Origin of the sequence: Streptomyces gilvus, from assembly GCF_022513565.1 — a bacterium.
Lineage (GTDB): Bacteria > Actinomycetota > Actinomycetes > Streptomycetales > Streptomycetaceae > Streptomyces > Streptomyces gilvus.
On sequence record NZ_JAKWBE010000007.1, the window covers coordinates 239,958 to 253,736 of the forward strand.

The window sequence follows — 13,779 nt, forward strand, 5'->3', positions numbered from 1 at the left end:
GTGGACCCCCATGCCCGTCGAACAGCACAGCGACCCCTTCGAGGACCGGCTCACCGCCGAACTGCACCAGGCGGGCGGCGCCTTCACGACCGACCGGGCCGAACTCGTCGCCGCCGGTGTCCGCATCGGCCGCCGGCGTCTGCTGCGGCGCCGGGCCGCCGTCGTGGGCGGCGCCGCCTCCCTCGCGCTCGCCGGGGTGGGCGGGGCGCTGCTCCTGCCGGGCGCGGGATCCCCGCCGCGGGCCACCGCCACGGTCGGCACCTCCCGGCACACCACCGGGCCGGCCCCCACCCCCGTCTCCGCCGACCAGCTGATCCGCACCCTCGAAAAGCTGCTGCCGCAGGGCAAGTTCAGCCAGGCGCAGGCGCGCGGCACGAACGAGAAGCCGGGACCGTTCGTGCACCTCGTGTACGACGACGGGAAGGGCGCTGCGGCGATCGGAGTGGGGCTCAACCGGATCGAGCCGGGCAGCGACGAGGCACGGCAGACCACCGAGTGCCCGGGCAAGGCGTACGTGCACTACGACGCGTGCGGCACGACCCGGATGCCGGACGGCTCGGTGGTGATGGTGCTGCAGGGGTACGAGTATCCGGACCGCCGGGTCGACACCAAGTACTGGACCGCCGAACTCGTCACACCCGAGGGGCAGCACATCAGCGTCAGCGAGTGGAACGCGGCCGCCGAGAAGGACGCGCCCGTCACCCGGCCCGAACCGCCCTTGTCCGCCGCGCAGTTGAGGCAGCTGGTGACGGCCGGCGCCTGGCGCGACGCCGTCGACGCGATCCCGAGCAACCCGAACGCGCCGACCGCCGAGCCGACGGCGACCGCGTCCCAGAGCACGGTGTCCGTCGCCCCGATGCTCAGGAGCCTGCTGCCCCAGGGCAAGTTCACGGTGTCCGAGGACAGCGGCCAGGACACCGGCTTCGGCTACCTCGTCGTCGACGACGGCAAGGGCAGGAGCCTCATCCAGGTCAACGTCCAGGCCGGCGAGTCGGACGTCGCGGCCGAGCTGTTCGGCTCCGACGCCGAGACGCTGCCCGACGGGACGAAGGTCGCCCTCCACCAGCGGCCCGGCGAGAAGGGCGGCGCGGGCGTCGTGTGGTGGACCGTCGACACCCTGCGCAAGGACGGGCGGCGCGTGGTGATCAGCGCCTTCAACTCCGGCGCCCAGGACACCCCCGCGACCCGCAAGACCCCCGCGCTGACCATGAAGCAGCTGAGGGCGATCGCCCTCAGCCCCAAGTGGTGGCAGTGACGGACCGGACGACACCCCGCGAGGGCGGACGGCTATCGCCGACCACAGCCGTCCGCCCCGCAGGTACCGAGCTCGAACCACACGCTCTTGCCCGGTCCGTCGTGACGCCAGCCCCAGCGCAGCGCCAGCGCCTCCACCAGGAACATCCCCCGCCCGCTCTCCCCCGTGCCCGCGTCCAGCACCCGCGGAACGCGCCGGCCCGAGTCGCTCACCTCGCAGCGCAGCACCCCGTGGGCCGCGGACAGGGTGAGCCGGAAGCCTCCGCCGGAGTGCAGCAACGCGTTGGTCGCCAGCTCGCTGACCAGCAGCTCCGCCACCTCCACCAGCTCGCCGTCCCGGTCCGCGATCCCCCACGCCTCCAGCTGTCTTCGCACCTCCGTCCGGGCCCGCCGCACGGACGAGGGAAGAGGGCCGTAGCGGACGCTCAGGTCACCGGCGCCCAGGGGTGGTTGCGGGTAGGGGGCATGATGCGGGTCGGGGTCCGGGCGAGCGCTCCCGGAGCGTTGCAGCATGGGGAACAGGATGGCCTCCCCACGAGCGCGGCACACGGGGAGGACTACCCGATTCCATACCTGCGTACCTGCGTACCTGCGTACCCACCCGCGCCCTACCCGTACTGCAGCCGTACGGTCGCCCCGTGCTCGTCGTCGCGGACGTCGACGTACGCGCACACCTGCCGGGTGAACCACAGCCCCTGCTCCGGCTCCAGTTCCGGCGTGGGCGGCGGCACGAAACCGGCCAGCGGGTCGCCGACCCGGCGCGCGACGCGCAGCTCGCACACACACGCCGGCGCCTCACCCCACAGCCGTACGGCGGTCACGGGCCCGAGCGTGCCGAGCGCCGCGGTCACCGCCTCCGTGAACAACTCGGCGTCCACCCACGTCAGTCCACGCGCCACCGCCCGCGAGCGAACGGCCTCGGCGTAGGGCTCTCGGAGGAGTTCCGCGTCCGGCGCGGGCGGTGCGAGCGGTACGGCGTCCAGCTCGGCGGTGAGGCGGACCGGGTCCTCGTACACGCCCGAGGCGGGGTGGGCGCGGCGGGCGGCCTCGACGATCGCCTCACCGGCGGTACGGGTGTCGTAGGCGCACAGGACCGTCGTCGCCATGGGCGCGAACAGCAGGTTGGCGAGGGCCTCGTAGCGGATCCACTCGGTGGTCTCCCGGGCGGAGCGCCCGGCGCGGCCGTCCCACACGGGTTCCATCAGGAGGTGGATCCGGCCGCCGGGGCCGGCCTGCGCGGCGAGGTAACCGGCGCCCTGGGCGACCGCGTTGGCGGCGGAGCCGGTGTACCAGTCGGTGTGCTCGATGAGGGCGACCTCCTTGACGTCGCCGCCGAGGGCGTCCCGCAGGAGGTCCAGCCTGTCCGGGGCGGCGATGGCCACGGGCGGGGGTTCGCCGGGGGCGCCGAGGCCTTCGGTGAGGAAGGGCACGGCGGTGGCCACGAACTCGTCGTCGGCGCCGAAGACGCCCATGCGGTGGTCGAAGGGGGTCGGGGGCGGAGTGGGGGCCGGGGTGGGGGCTGGTCGAGCGGTCATGGTTCTCCTTCGTGGGGAGGGGATCTCCGTGGGGAGGGGATCTCCGTGCGGAGGGGATCTCCGTGCGGAGGGGATCTCCGTGGGGAGGGGGATCGGTTCACCGCTGGGCGGTCACCCAGGCGGCGATCTGGCTGCGGTTGCTGAAGCCGAGCTTGCTGAGGATGCGCTCCACATGGCCTTCGGCGGTCCGGCGGGCGATGACGAGGCGGTCGGCGATCTGCTGGTTGGCGAGACCCTGGGCGACGAGTTGGGCGACCTCGCTCTCCCGCCGGGTGAGACGGACGCCGTCGCACCGCTCGACCGGCGCGGACTCGGGCCGTGGCGGCGGGAGTTCACCAGTCGCCTCTCCCACCGCGTAGCCGACGGCGGCCGTGAGGCCGAGGGCCGCGCCGCGCTCGTACGACCGCTCGTACGCGGCCGCACCCAGGGCCTCCCGGGCGCGGGACTCGCTCTCCAGCCGGGTGGCGCCGAGGGCCTTGGAGCCCCAGCGGAAGCGGTCGACGTCGGCCCAGACGCGGTCGGCGCCGCCGAGCAGGACGGCCGCCCGTTCGGCGGCGCCGCGCCGGGCGGCGGTCTGGGCGAGCAGGTCGAGGGTGAGGCCGATGCCGATGACGTCGCGGACGGCGAGTTTGCGGCGCAGGGCGTCCCGGGCGTGCCGCTCGGCCTGCTCCCACTCGCCCTTCACGGTGTGCGCGAGGGCGAGCATGCGCAGCACGTACGACAGCACCCACTCCTCGCCGTGCTCCTCGCACAGCCGACGGGTCTCCACACACACCTCGATGGCCTGGTCCGCCTCGCCCAGGAAACCCAGCGCACAGGCGAGTTCGACGCGGTCCAGGCCGACCAGGGACAGGTGCTGGCCGGGGACGCGGCCGCGGGCGACGGTGGCGCGGTAGTGCTCCAGGGCGCCGGGCACGTCGTTGTTGAACAGGCGCAGTACGCCGATGACGTACTCGGCGTGGGCGGCCTCGGCCTCGTCGCCGAGGGAGCGGGCCAGGTCCCGGGCCTCCTCGGCGCGGGCCAGCCCCGAGGTCAGGTCCTCCTGGGAGCCGGCGAGCAGGCCCACGATCCACAGGGCGCGGGCCCGTTCGCGGGTCGGCTCGGGGCAGGCGGCGAGGGCCCGGTCGAGCCAGTAGCGGCCCTCGCGGGGCGCCCCGCAGGCGTGCCAGTAGAACCACAGGGTGCCCGCGAGGCGCAGTCCGGCACGGGCCTCGCCGGGTTCGGCGAGGCTGAAGTCGAGGGCGGCGCGCAGGTTGTCCTGGTCGGCGCGGAGCCGGGCGACGATGTCCCGCTGCCCCGGCCCGAACCAGGCGCTCTCGAAACCGGCGGCCCGCCGCTGCACCCACTCCCGCTGCCGGCGCCGCGCGGCGACCTCCTCGCCCTCCCGCTGCCGTAACTTCTCCAGGCCGTAGTGGCGCAGGGTGTCCAGCAGCCGGTAGCGCACCCCGCCGGGGCCCTCCTCCCGGGCCAGCACGGACTTGTCGACGAGACCGGCGACGGCTTCCAGCACCTCGTACGCGCGCACCCGTTCGCCGTCCGCGCACACCGCCTCGGCGGTCTCCGCGTCGAAGCCGCCGGCCAGCACGGACACCCGCGCCCACACCAACTGCTCCTGCGCGGTGCACAGTTCATGGCTCCAGTCGACGGCGGCGCGCAGGGTCTGGTGGCGGGGCAGGGCGGCGGTGGAGCCGGCGGTCAGGAGGCGGTAGCGGTCGTCGAGGCGCTCCAGGAGCTGTCCGACACCGAGGACGCGCATGCGGACGGCGGCCAGTTCGATGGCGAGCGGGAGGCCGTCCAGGCGGTGGCACAGCCGGGCCACGGCGGCACGGTTGGCGGCGGTCAGCCGAAAGCCGGGGACCACGGCGGCGGCCCGGTCGGCGAACAGGGCGAGGGCGGGGTAGCCATCGGCCGAGGTGAGGTCGCCGTCCGGGTCGGGGACCGGCAACGGCCGTACCTCCAGCAGGTGTTCCTCGGTCAGGCCGAGGCGGTGGCGGCTGGTGGCGAGGACGCGGACGCCGGAGGTGCCGTGCAGCAGGGCGGCGGACAGGCGCGCGCAGGCCTGGAGGAGGTGTTCGCAGTTGTCGAGGACGAGCAGCAGACGCCGGTCGCGCACCTGCTCGACGAGGGCGTCCAGCGGGGGCTGGCTGGAGTGGTCGTGCAGGCCGAGGGCGTCGGCGGCGGCGACCGGGACGAGCGCCGGGTCGTCCAGCCCGGCCAGCTGCACGAAGCGGACGCCGTCGGGGAAGGTGCGTTCGACGCGGGCCGCGATGCGTGCGGCCAGCCGCGTCTTGCCGACGCCGCCCGGTCCGGTCAGCGTGACCAGGCGTGCCCTGGCGAGCAGCTCACGGCCCTCGGTCTGTTCGCCACGACGGTCGACGAAGCTGGTCGTCTCGACCGGCAGGTGACGCTCCCGTCGCGGCGCTGATCCGCCCATGATCAGCCTCCCCTGGCAACGGAACCTCACTTTCCTCTTGGTTCGGCATATATGCACGTCGTGGTCACACCCGCGAGTGCACTTTGCCGGAGGTCCGTGCGGGGAGAACGGGCGCGCGTACACTGCGCGCGCCCGCGAAGGCCGGTCCGAGGACCGCCCGTTGTGCCTAGTCGGCGTCCTCGTCCGGCGTCTCCGCCTTGTCGTCCGGCTTGGCGTCCGCCTTGTCGTCCGGGTTGGCGTCCGCCGTGTCGTCCGCCTCGTCGTCGAAGTAGGCGTCGAGCACCGCGTCCAGTTGCTCGTCCCACTCCTGGAAGCGGGCCCGGGACGTCGCCTCGATCTCGATCGGGTACCAACGGCGGTCCGGGGTGTGGACGGTGACGGTGTACCGCTTGCCGAAGCGGGGGGTCTCCGTCTCGACGGCCCCGATCTCGTCCCAGCGGAACTCGCACTTCTCCTCGTCGAGGCTGAGACGGATGCCCCGGCGGTCGGCGACGATCCTGGCCCGCCGGTCGGAGGCCTCGAAGACGGGCCCGTCCTCGGCGTCCTCCGCACCGGAGCCGGCGTCGGTCTCGTCCGCCCCGACCACCGGGGTCTGCGCCTGCTCCGCCTCCTCCGCCTCGACGTCCCCACCCTCGGACGTGGCGTCCTCCGGCTCCTCGGCCACGGGTGAGGTCAACCCGGGGATGAACGCCGGGTCGAACCCGGCGCCCTTCACGGGCTCTGCCTTCAGGGGCTGACTGCTCGAACCTATGCGCTGCTCCACAGCGGGCAGTATGGTCGACGATCCTGTGTCGGACACAGCGAGCCCCTGCATCGTTATCAGACGCCTACACGAACCAGCTCAGCACCAGCGCCACCACGAACCCCGCCACCGACAGCACCGATTCCAGGACCGTCCAGGTCCTGAGGGTGTCGCGTTCGGTGATGCCGAAGTACTTGGCGACCATCCAGAAGCCGCCGTCGTTGACGTGCGAGGCGAAGATGGAGCCGGCCGAGATGGCCATGATGACCAGGGCGACGAAGGCCTGGGAGTGGTGGCCCTCCGCGAGGAGGGGGGCGACGATGCCGGCCGTGGTGACGATGGCGACCGTCGCCGAGCCCTGGGCGACGCGCAGGACGAGGGAGATCAGGTAGGAGAGGACCAGGACCGGCAGGCCCACGTCGTGGAACGTGTCGGAGAGGGCCTGGGCGACCCCGCTGGCCTTGAGGACCGCGCCGAAGATCCCGCCCGCGCCGACGACCAGCAGGATGTTGCCGACCGGCTTGAGCGAGGCGGTGGAGACGGTCTCGAGGGACTTGCGGGACCAGCCCCGTCGTATGCCCAGCAGGTAGTAGGCGAGGAGCAGGGCGATCGTCAGCGCCACGAAGGGGTGGCCGAAGAACTCGATCACCGAGCGGCCCGTGGAGGGGTCCAGCGCGATGGAGGAGAACGTCGCGGCCAGGATCAGGATCAGCGGGGTGCCGATGATGCCGAGGACGGTGGCCAACGACACGGGCTCCTCGCGCGGTTCGACGCCCTGCTGCCGCTGCTCGTCGATCACCGCCTGCCGGGCCTCCGCCGCCGCCTCCACCATGTCCTGCGGTACGGCCACGAAGACGCGGTTGCCGATCCACGCCGAGTAGGCCCACGCGGCGAGCACCGCCGGGACGCCGCAGACGACGCCCATCAGGATGACCCAGCCGAGGTCGACGTGCAGCAGGCCGGCGGCCGCCACCGGGCCCGGGTGCGGGGGCAGGAACGCGTGGGTCATGGACAGGCCCGCGAGCAGCGGGAGGCAGTGCAGCAGGATCGACTTGCCGCCCCGCTTCGCCGCCGCGTACACGATCGGCGCGAGGACGAAGATGCCGACGTCGAAGAAGACCGGGATGCCGAAGATCAGGCCGGTGAGGCCCATGGCGAGGGGGGCTCGTTTCTCGCCGAACAGCCCCAGCAGCCGTGACGCCAACACCTCGGCGCCGCCGCTGACTTCGAGGATCGCGCCGAGCATCGTGCCGAGGCCGATGATGATCGCGACATGGCCGAGGATGCCGCCCATGCCGGACTCGATGGTGGACACGGCGTCCGACCGCTGGACCGTGCCGAAGAGTTCGGTGACGGAGAGCCCGGCGAGCAGGCCGACGGCTATGGAGACGGCGAGCAGGGCGACGAAGGGCTGGAGTCTGACCTTGATGATCAGGAAGAGGAGGAGCGCGATGCCGAGGGCGGCGACCGTGAGGAGGCCGGGTGTTCCGTCGATCAGGAGGAGCAGGCCACCGGTGTGGGGTGGGGCCTCGGTGGGGGTGGTCGCGGCGAGCGGGAGGGACATGGGGGTCCTCTGGGTCAGTGCATTCGGGCTTTCGGGCAGGGGGGATCGCGGCACGGCGCCCGGGAAGTCCTGGGCGCCGTGCCGTGTACTGCGTGCGGGAGGTGAGTGGCCGTCAGCTCAGGACGGCGAGCGCGTCGATCTCGATGAGGAGACCCGCGGGCAGGCCGACGTAGACCGTGGTGCGCGCGGCGGGCGGGGCGGTGAGCGCCTGCTCCTCGAAGTAGGCGTTGTAGATGTCGTTCATCTCGGCGAAGTGGTCCACGTCCGTCAGATAGACGCGGATCATCATCACGTCGTCCCAGCTCGCGCCGCCCTCTTCGAGGATCGCCTTGACGTTGGCGAGGGTCTGGAGGGTCTGTTCGCGCAGAGTGGGGCCGGCGGGCGTGGGGGGCTTGCCCTCCTCGGCGGGCAGGAAGCCGACCTGCCCGGCGACCTGGAGGATGTTGCCCTTCCTGACGCCGTGCGAGAACTTCGCGGGCGGGGTGGTGTGGGTCCTGGGGGTGAGCGCGATCTTGTCGGTCATACGGGGTCCTTCGCTTCGCTGTCCTTCACGGGGGTTCTTCCGGAGTACTCGCCGCTGATGGCGTCGGCCGTGCGCCGCACCAGCGGGAGCAGGGTGAGGAGTTCGTCGGCGGTGACGACGACGTTCGGCGCGGAGACCGACATCGCGGCGACGACCCGGCCGTCGGCGCCGCGCACGGGGGCCGCGACGCAGTTGATGGACTCCTCGTGGCCGCCGAGGTCGGTGGCCCAGCCCTGCTCCCGCACCTTCTCCAACTCCCGTAGGAAAGCCGGGGCGTTGGGGGTGGAGCGGGCGGTGTACGCGGGGTAGTCGAGCTTCTCGGCCAGGGCCCGCCGCTCGGCCTCCGGCAGGTCGGCGAGGAGCAGCTTGGCGACGGCGGCGACGGTGATGGCGACGGGCTTGCCGATCCGGGAGTACATCCGCACCGGATAGCGGCTCTCCACCTTGTCGATGTAGAGCACCTCGCTCTCCTCGTACACGGCGAGGTGGACGGTGTGTCCGCACTGTTCGTTGAGGCGTACGAGGTGGGGGTGGGCGATCTCGCGGATGTCGAGGTTCTCCATCGCCTCCTGGGCGAGGGCGATGAGGCGGGCGCCGAGGCGGTAGCGCTGGTCGGACTGGCGGTAGACCATGCCGTGTTCGTGCAGCGTGCGCAGGAGGCGCAGGGCCGTGGACTTGTGCACGCCGAGGCGGTCGGCCACCTGGCCGAGGTCGGCGGGGCCCTCGGCGAGCAGCGGCAGGATGCTGAGCGCTCGGTCGACGGTCTGGCTCATGGGGTGCGTACCTCCTCCGGGGCCTGCTCGGCTCGGGTCCAGCCGGGGCCGAGTCGAAGTCTCCCCCACGTGTCCTCGTCGAGGGCGGCCAGGCGGTCGGCGGTGTCGCGGGAGGGGGGTGGAGCGAGGTCGCCGGGGACGGTGAGGGCGGCGGCGGCCGCGAGGTGGCCGTGGCGGAGGCGTGCGGGCAGGGGCAGCTCGCGGAGGGTGGCCGAGAGGAACCCGGCGGCGAAGGCGTCGCCGGCGCCGACGGTGGCGACGACGTCGACGTGGAGGGCGGGCACGAAGGTGGTCGTCGGCCCGGTGAACGCCGTCGCTCCCCGCTCTCCCTGCTTGACCACCAGGACCGCCGGTTCGGGCAGCGCCTCCCGGACGGCCGCCGGTCCGCCCGTGACCCCCCAGGCGTCCTCGGCCTCGTCCTCGCCGACGAAGACGAGGTCGGCCCGGCGGGCCAGGTCCCGCAACACGTGCGCGCCGTCCGCGTGCGGCCACAGTCCCGCGCGGTAGTTCACGTCGAAGGAGATCAGCGGGCGCCCCGGACGCGGTGCGGTCAGCTCGCGCAGCAGGGCGAGGCAGCCGTCGGACAGGGCCGCCGTGATCCCGGACAGGTGCAGGATCCGGCCGGCTCGCACCGCCGCCAGATCGACGTTCCCGACGGTCATCGCGGAGGCCGCCGAGCCCGCCCGGTAGTACGCCACCTCGTGCGCGTCGGTCGCCCGGTCGCCTGCCGTGCGGAAGTAGACGCCGGTGGGGCGGGCCGGGTCCCGGTGCACGGCACAGACGTCGACGCCGTGGCTCGCGACGGCCTGGACGAGATGGTCGCCGAAGCCGTCGGCGCCCACTCTGCTCACCCACCGCACGGCATGACCGGCCGCCGCCAGGACACACGCCACGTTGGACTCGGCGCCGCCGATGGCGCGGTCGAAGGAGGGGACGTCGGCGAGGCGGCCCGGGCGGGAGGGCAGGAAGGCGACCATGGACTCGCCGAGGGCGACGACGTCCACGTCGTCGCCGGTACTGCTGGGTCCGCTGGCGGTCACGATGGTGGTGGCTCCCGGGTCGGATGCGGGGACGGATGCGGGGACGGCTCCGTTGACCCCGCGTTGGCCGAGATGTTAGACAGCAGTGAGCGATATACGCAACGGACGTTGCAAGCATTGCAACGATCCAGATCAGGGAGGCTTCCATGACAGCCGACAGCCCCTCCGAAGCCTTCGCGAGCCTCTTGGGGGAACGCGTCGACCACCGCTTCAAGGGCCTCCCCCCGGACGCCGAGGGCCTGACCGTCGGCGAGCTGACCGCCCAGCGCCGCAACCTCTTCACCGGCGGCTTCCCGACCCCCGTCCTCGCGCTGTCCGCCGAGCGCCTGGAGCACAACCTCGCGCTCATGGAGACGTACGCCGTCCGCCACGGCCTCTCCTTCGCCCCGCACGGCAAGACCTCCATGGCCCCGCAGCTGTTCCGGCAGCAGATCGAGCGGGGCGCCTGGGGCATCACGCTGGCGGTGCCGCACCAGGTGCGGGTGGCCCGCCGGTTCGGTGTCCGGCGGGTCTTCCTCGCCAACGAGCTCGTGGACGCCGCCGCCCTGCGCCGGCTCTCCGGCGAGCTGGACGCCGACCCGGACTTCCGGTTCGTCTGTTACGTCGACTCCGTGCGCGGGGTCGAGCTCATGGACGCGGCGCTGGCGGGGGCCGCCCGCCCGCTGGACGTCGTCGTGGAACTCGGCGCCGGCGAGGGCGCCCGTACCGGTGTCCGTACGGAGGCGGAGTGCGCGGCCGTCGCCGACGCGGTGGCCGGGACGCGGACGCTGCGGCTCGTCGGGGTGGCGGGGTACGAGGGCGAGGTGCCGCGGGCCGATCCGGAGCGGGTGCGCGCCTGGCTGCGGCGGCTGGTCGCACTCGCCGCCGACTTCGACAAGGCGGGGCGCTTCACCGGCCTCGACGAGATCGTCGTCAGCGCGGGCGGCAGCGCCTGGTTCGACGCGGTCGCCGACGTGTTCGCCGAGATCCCCGAACTCTCCTCCCCCGTACTGAAGTTGCTGCGCTCGGGCGCCTATGTCTCGCACGACGACGGGCACTACCGGAAGGTCACGCCCTTCAACCGGGTCCCCGAGGAGGGTGCCCTGGAGCCGGCGTTCCGGCTCTGGACGCAGGTCGTCTCGCGCCCCTCCGCCGAGCAGGCCTTCGCCAACGCGGGCAAGCGGGACGCGGCCCACGACCTCGACCTGCCCTTCGCCCAGGTGGTCCGCCGGGACGGCGCCGAGCGCCCGGCCACCGGCGTCGAGGTGACCGGTCTGTCGGACCAGCACGCGTGGCTGCGGACGACCGGCGAGGCGGACCTGGAGGTCGGAGACTGGGTGGGGATGGGGCTGTCGCACCCGTGCACGTCCTTCGACAAGTGGCAGCTGATCCCACTGGTCGAGGCGGACGGCACGGTCGTCGACTACATCCGTACGTTCTTCTAGAGGGAGCCCGCCATGGAGGAGCTCGTCATCCGGGACGCGGACGTCGTGGACGGCAGCGGTGAGCCGTCGTACCGGGCGGACGTGGTGATCGACGACGGCAGGATCGTCTCGATCGTGAAGGAGGCCGCCGCGGCCGGCTGTCTGCGGCCCAAGGCCATGCGGGAGCTGGACGCCGAGGGGCTGGTCCTCTCCCCCGGCTTCATCGACATGCACGCCCACAGCGACCTCGCCCTGCTGCGCGACCCCGACCACAGCGCCAAGGCCGCGCAGGGCGTCACCCTCGAAGTCCTGGGCCAGGACGGGCTGTCGTACGCCCCCGTCGACGACCGCACCCTCGCCGAGGTGCGCAGCGCGATCACCGGCTGGAACGGCCACGGCGACGACATCGACTTCGACTGGCGGTCGGTCGGCGAGTACCTGGACCGGCTCGATGGGGGTATCGCCGTCAACGCGGCCTACCTCATCCCCCAGGGCACGGTCCGGATGTTCGCCGTCGGCTGGGAGGACCGGGAGGCCACGCCCGAAGAGCTCGACCGGATGCGGCAGTTGGTCGCCGAGGGGATGGAACAGGGCGCGGTCGGCATGTCCTCCGGGCTGACGTACACGCCCGGCATGTACGCCAAGGACGCCGAACTGACCGAGCTGTGCCGGGTGGTGGCGTCGTACGGCGGCTACTACTGCCCGCACCACCGCAGTTACGGGGCCGGCGCGCTGGAGGCGTACGAGGAGATGGTGACCCTGACCCGCGAGGCGGGCTGCTCGCTGCATCTCGCCCACGCCACCATGAACTTCGGCGTGAACAAGGGCCGCGCGCCCGAGCTGCTGACGCTGCTGGACGAGGCGCTCGCCTCCGGGGCGGACATCACCCTGGACACGTACCCCTACACCCCCGGCTCCACCACCCTCGTGGCGATGCTGCCCAGTTGGGCGAACGAGGGCGGACCGGAGGCGGTCCTCAAGCGGCTTCAGGACGACGACACGGCGGAACGCATCCGGCACCATCTGGAGGTCGTCGGCTCGGACGGCTGTCACGGCGTGCCCATCGAGTGGGACACGATCGAGATCTCCGGCGTGACGGACCCGGACCTCGCTGACTTCGTGGGCCGTACGGTCCGGCAGTCGGCGGACGCGCGCGGCGAGGCCCCCTGGACCACCGCCCGCCGCCTGCTCCTCGCGGACCGGCTGGGCTCGACGATCCTCCAGCACGTCGGTCACGAGGAGAACGTGCGGCAGATCATGCGGCACCGCGTCCACACCGGCGGCTCGGACGGCATCCTGCAGGGCACCAAGCCGCATCCGCGGGCCTACGGCACCTTCCCGCAGTATCTCGGCCGCTATGTACGGGAGTTGGGGGTGCTGTCGCTGGAGGAGTGCGTCGCGCACCTCACCTCGCGCCCCGCGGCGCGGCTGCGGCTGCCCGACCGGGGGCTGGTCCGTGAGGGCTACCGGGCCGACCTGGTGCTGTTCGATCCGGCGACGGTGGCGCCGGGGGCGACCTTCGAGGAGCCGCGCACCCTGCCGACGGGCATTCCGTACGTCTTCGTGGACGGGAAGTTCGTGATCGAGGACGGGCGGCGCACGGACGTGCTGGCGGGACGGGCGGTCCGTCGTAGTCCCGTACGACGGAACGCCACCCGGGCCTGACTACGGCTTGGGCAGCACGCACCCACTGGCGTTGAGGTCGAGCTTGTTGCCGGCTCCGAAGCAGGCGGGTATCTGGTAGGTCTCCTCGGCGTAGTTGATGCCCTCGCGGACGGTGACGTTGCCGTTCGCGTCGACCTCGCACGGGTTGTTCTCCGTGCAGCGCTCGCCGTCCTCGTTGCCGGTGTTGTTGACGGCGACGACCTTGCCGGTCGCGTTGTCGATCACCGGGGAGCCCGAGGTGCCGCCGATGGTCTGGCAGGCGGAGGTGTAGCGGACCGAGTCCTTCCAGGTCCAGTCGCCCTCCTTGAGGCGGTAGACGAACCCGTCGATGTTGCAGGCGTAGGTCCGCTTCCAGTAGCCCGACGCGACCGTGATCGCGGTGCCGGCGGTCGGGTGGGTGTCCTGCACGGTGAGCGGGCTGATGCCGTAGGAGCTCTTGATCGCGGAGTACGTGGTCGTCAGGCGGTAGATCGTGACGTCCGTGTCGGTCATGGTCGAGTAGACGACCTGGTTGGCGCGGAGCGTGGCGACCTTGGTGCCGGCCGAGTTCAGCAGTCCGAAGGTACGGCTGGAGGACTGGCCGGTGATGACCTCGCCGGGCTCGGGGAAGCCGGTCTCCAGGCAGTGGCCGTTGGTCATGACCAGCGCCGGGTCGGTGTCCGCGGAGTTCGGGAAGCGGATGACCGAGCCGGAGCAGTTGCTGAGCGAGACGGTGCCGGCGAAGTTGACCGCCGTGACCGCGGGGGCCGGCGCGGACGCCGCGACCGCCGGTGCCGCGCCGGCCCCGGCGAGTACCAGGGCGGTGACCACGGCGCCGAGAGGCTTCTTCATGTGGGGGTCCCCTCT

Annotated in this window: 12 protein-coding genes; 3 read left to right on the forward strand and 9 right to left on the reverse strand. The window is 72.6% G+C overall.

Translation table 11 applies throughout. From position 1 onward, the window contains the following. Positions 1-10 precede the first annotated feature (10 nt). Positions 11-1,255 carry a hypothetical protein gene (locus tag MKW14_RS14085; RefSeq protein ID WP_240862740.1) on the forward strand — a complete coding sequence of 415 codons (1,245 nt, stop codon included), beginning with the start codon at positions 11-13 and terminating at the stop codon, positions 1,253-1,255. Positions 1,256-1,287: 32 nt separating this feature from the next. On the opposite strand, the gene MKW14_RS14090 is transcribed toward MKW14_RS14085, so the two are convergent. The 8 genes from MKW14_RS14090 to MKW14_RS14125 form a co-directional block, all read right to left on the reverse strand. After that, positions 1,288-1,767 (reverse strand): ATP-binding protein, encoded by a 480-nt coding sequence (locus MKW14_RS14090; protein ID WP_240862743.1) that lies wholly within the window; start codon positions 1,765-1,767, stop codon positions 1,288-1,290. Positions 1,768-1,862: 95 nt separating this feature from the next. Beyond that, positions 1,863-2,789 carry an anti-sigma factor RsbA family regulatory protein gene (locus tag MKW14_RS14095; RefSeq protein WP_240862745.1) on the reverse strand — a complete coding sequence of 309 codons (927 nt, stop codon included), beginning with the start codon at positions 2,787-2,789 and terminating at the stop codon, positions 1,863-1,865. 97 nt (positions 2,790-2,886) lie between these two features. Next, on the reverse strand, positions 2,887-5,223 hold the full coding sequence (locus tag MKW14_RS14100; RefSeq protein WP_240862748.1) for an ATP-binding protein: 2,337 nt from the start codon (positions 5,221-5,223) through the stop codon (positions 2,887-2,889). 166 nt (positions 5,224-5,389) lie between these two features. Continuing rightward, a complete protein-coding gene (locus tag MKW14_RS14105; protein WP_240862750.1) occupies positions 5,390-5,986 on the reverse strand; it encodes a hypothetical protein in 597 nt (198 codons plus the stop codon). Positions 5,987-6,050: 64 nt separating this feature from the next. Beyond that, positions 6,051-7,529 carry a GntP family permease gene (locus MKW14_RS14110; RefSeq protein ID WP_240862751.1) on the reverse strand — a complete coding sequence of 493 codons (1,479 nt, stop codon included), beginning with the start codon at positions 7,527-7,529 and terminating at the stop codon, positions 6,051-6,053. A 112-nt stretch (positions 7,530-7,641) separates the two neighbouring features. Beyond that, complete coding sequence (locus MKW14_RS14115) at positions 7,642-8,052, reverse strand: RidA family protein (RefSeq protein ID WP_240862754.1); 411 nt, start codon at positions 8,050-8,052, stop codon at positions 7,642-7,644. Further along, a complete protein-coding gene (locus tag MKW14_RS14120) occupies positions 8,049-8,825 on the reverse strand; it encodes an IclR family transcriptional regulator (protein WP_240862755.1) in 777 nt (258 codons plus the stop codon). The genes MKW14_RS14115 and MKW14_RS14120 overlap by 4 nt, the downstream gene beginning before the upstream one ends. Further along, positions 8,822-9,865, reverse strand: coding sequence for a sugar kinase (locus MKW14_RS14125; RefSeq protein ID WP_308314601.1), 1,044 nt, complete (start codon positions 9,863-9,865; stop codon positions 8,822-8,824). The genes MKW14_RS14120 and MKW14_RS14125 overlap by 4 nt, the downstream gene beginning before the upstream one ends. A gap of 146 nt (positions 9,866-10,011) precedes the next feature. On the opposite strand from MKW14_RS14125, the gene MKW14_RS14130 reads away from it, so the two are divergent. After that, positions 10,012-11,289: an amino acid deaminase gene (locus MKW14_RS14130; RefSeq protein ID WP_240862757.1), complete on the forward strand. Its 1,278-nt coding sequence runs from the start codon at positions 10,012-10,014 to the stop codon at positions 11,287-11,289. Positions 11,290-11,301: 12 nt separating this feature from the next. Beyond that, a complete protein-coding gene (locus MKW14_RS14135) occupies positions 11,302-12,933 on the forward strand; it encodes an N-acyl-D-amino-acid deacylase family protein (protein ID WP_240862759.1) in 1,632 nt (543 codons plus the stop codon). Here MKW14_RS14135 and MKW14_RS14140 read toward each other — a convergent pair whose 3' ends face one another. Then, entirely contained in the window at positions 12,934-13,764 is an 831-nt protein-coding gene (locus MKW14_RS14140; protein WP_240862761.1) for a trypsin-like serine peptidase, read from the reverse strand. Positions 13,765-13,779 lie beyond the last annotated feature (15 nt).

Coding starts and splice junctions, on each gene's coding strand:
- MKW14_RS14085 (WP_240862740.1), top strand. CDS start 11: ATGCCCGTCGAACAGCACAGCGACCCCTTCGAGGACCGGCTCACCGCC.
- MKW14_RS14095 (WP_240862745.1), bottom strand. CDS start 2,789: ATGACCGCTCGACCAGCCCCCACCCCGGCCCCCACTCCGCCCCCGACC.
- MKW14_RS14110 (WP_240862751.1), bottom strand. CDS start 7,529: ATGTCCCTCCCGCTCGCCGCGACCACCCCCACCGAGGCCCCACCCCAC.
- MKW14_RS14090 (WP_240862743.1), bottom strand. CDS start 1,767: ATGCTGCAACGCTCCGGGAGCGCTCGCCCGGACCCCGACCCGCATCAT.
- MKW14_RS14135 (WP_240862759.1), top strand. CDS start 11,302: ATGGAGGAGCTCGTCATCCGGGACGCGGACGTCGTGGACGGCAGCGGT.
- MKW14_RS14120 (WP_240862755.1), bottom strand. CDS start 8,825: ATGAGCCAGACCGTCGACCGAGCGCTCAGCATCCTGCCGCTGCTCGCC.
- MKW14_RS14130 (WP_240862757.1), top strand. CDS start 10,012: ATGACAGCCGACAGCCCCTCCGAAGCCTTCGCGAGCCTCTTGGGGGAA.
- MKW14_RS14100 (WP_240862748.1), bottom strand. CDS start 5,223: ATGGGCGGATCAGCGCCGCGACGGGAGCGTCACCTGCCGGTCGAGACG.
- MKW14_RS14115 (WP_240862754.1), bottom strand. CDS start 8,052: ATGACCGACAAGATCGCGCTCACCCCCAGGACCCACACCACCCCGCCC.
- MKW14_RS14140 (WP_240862761.1), bottom strand. CDS start 13,764: ATGAAGAAGCCTCTCGGCGCCGTGGTCACCGCCCTGGTACTCGCCGGG.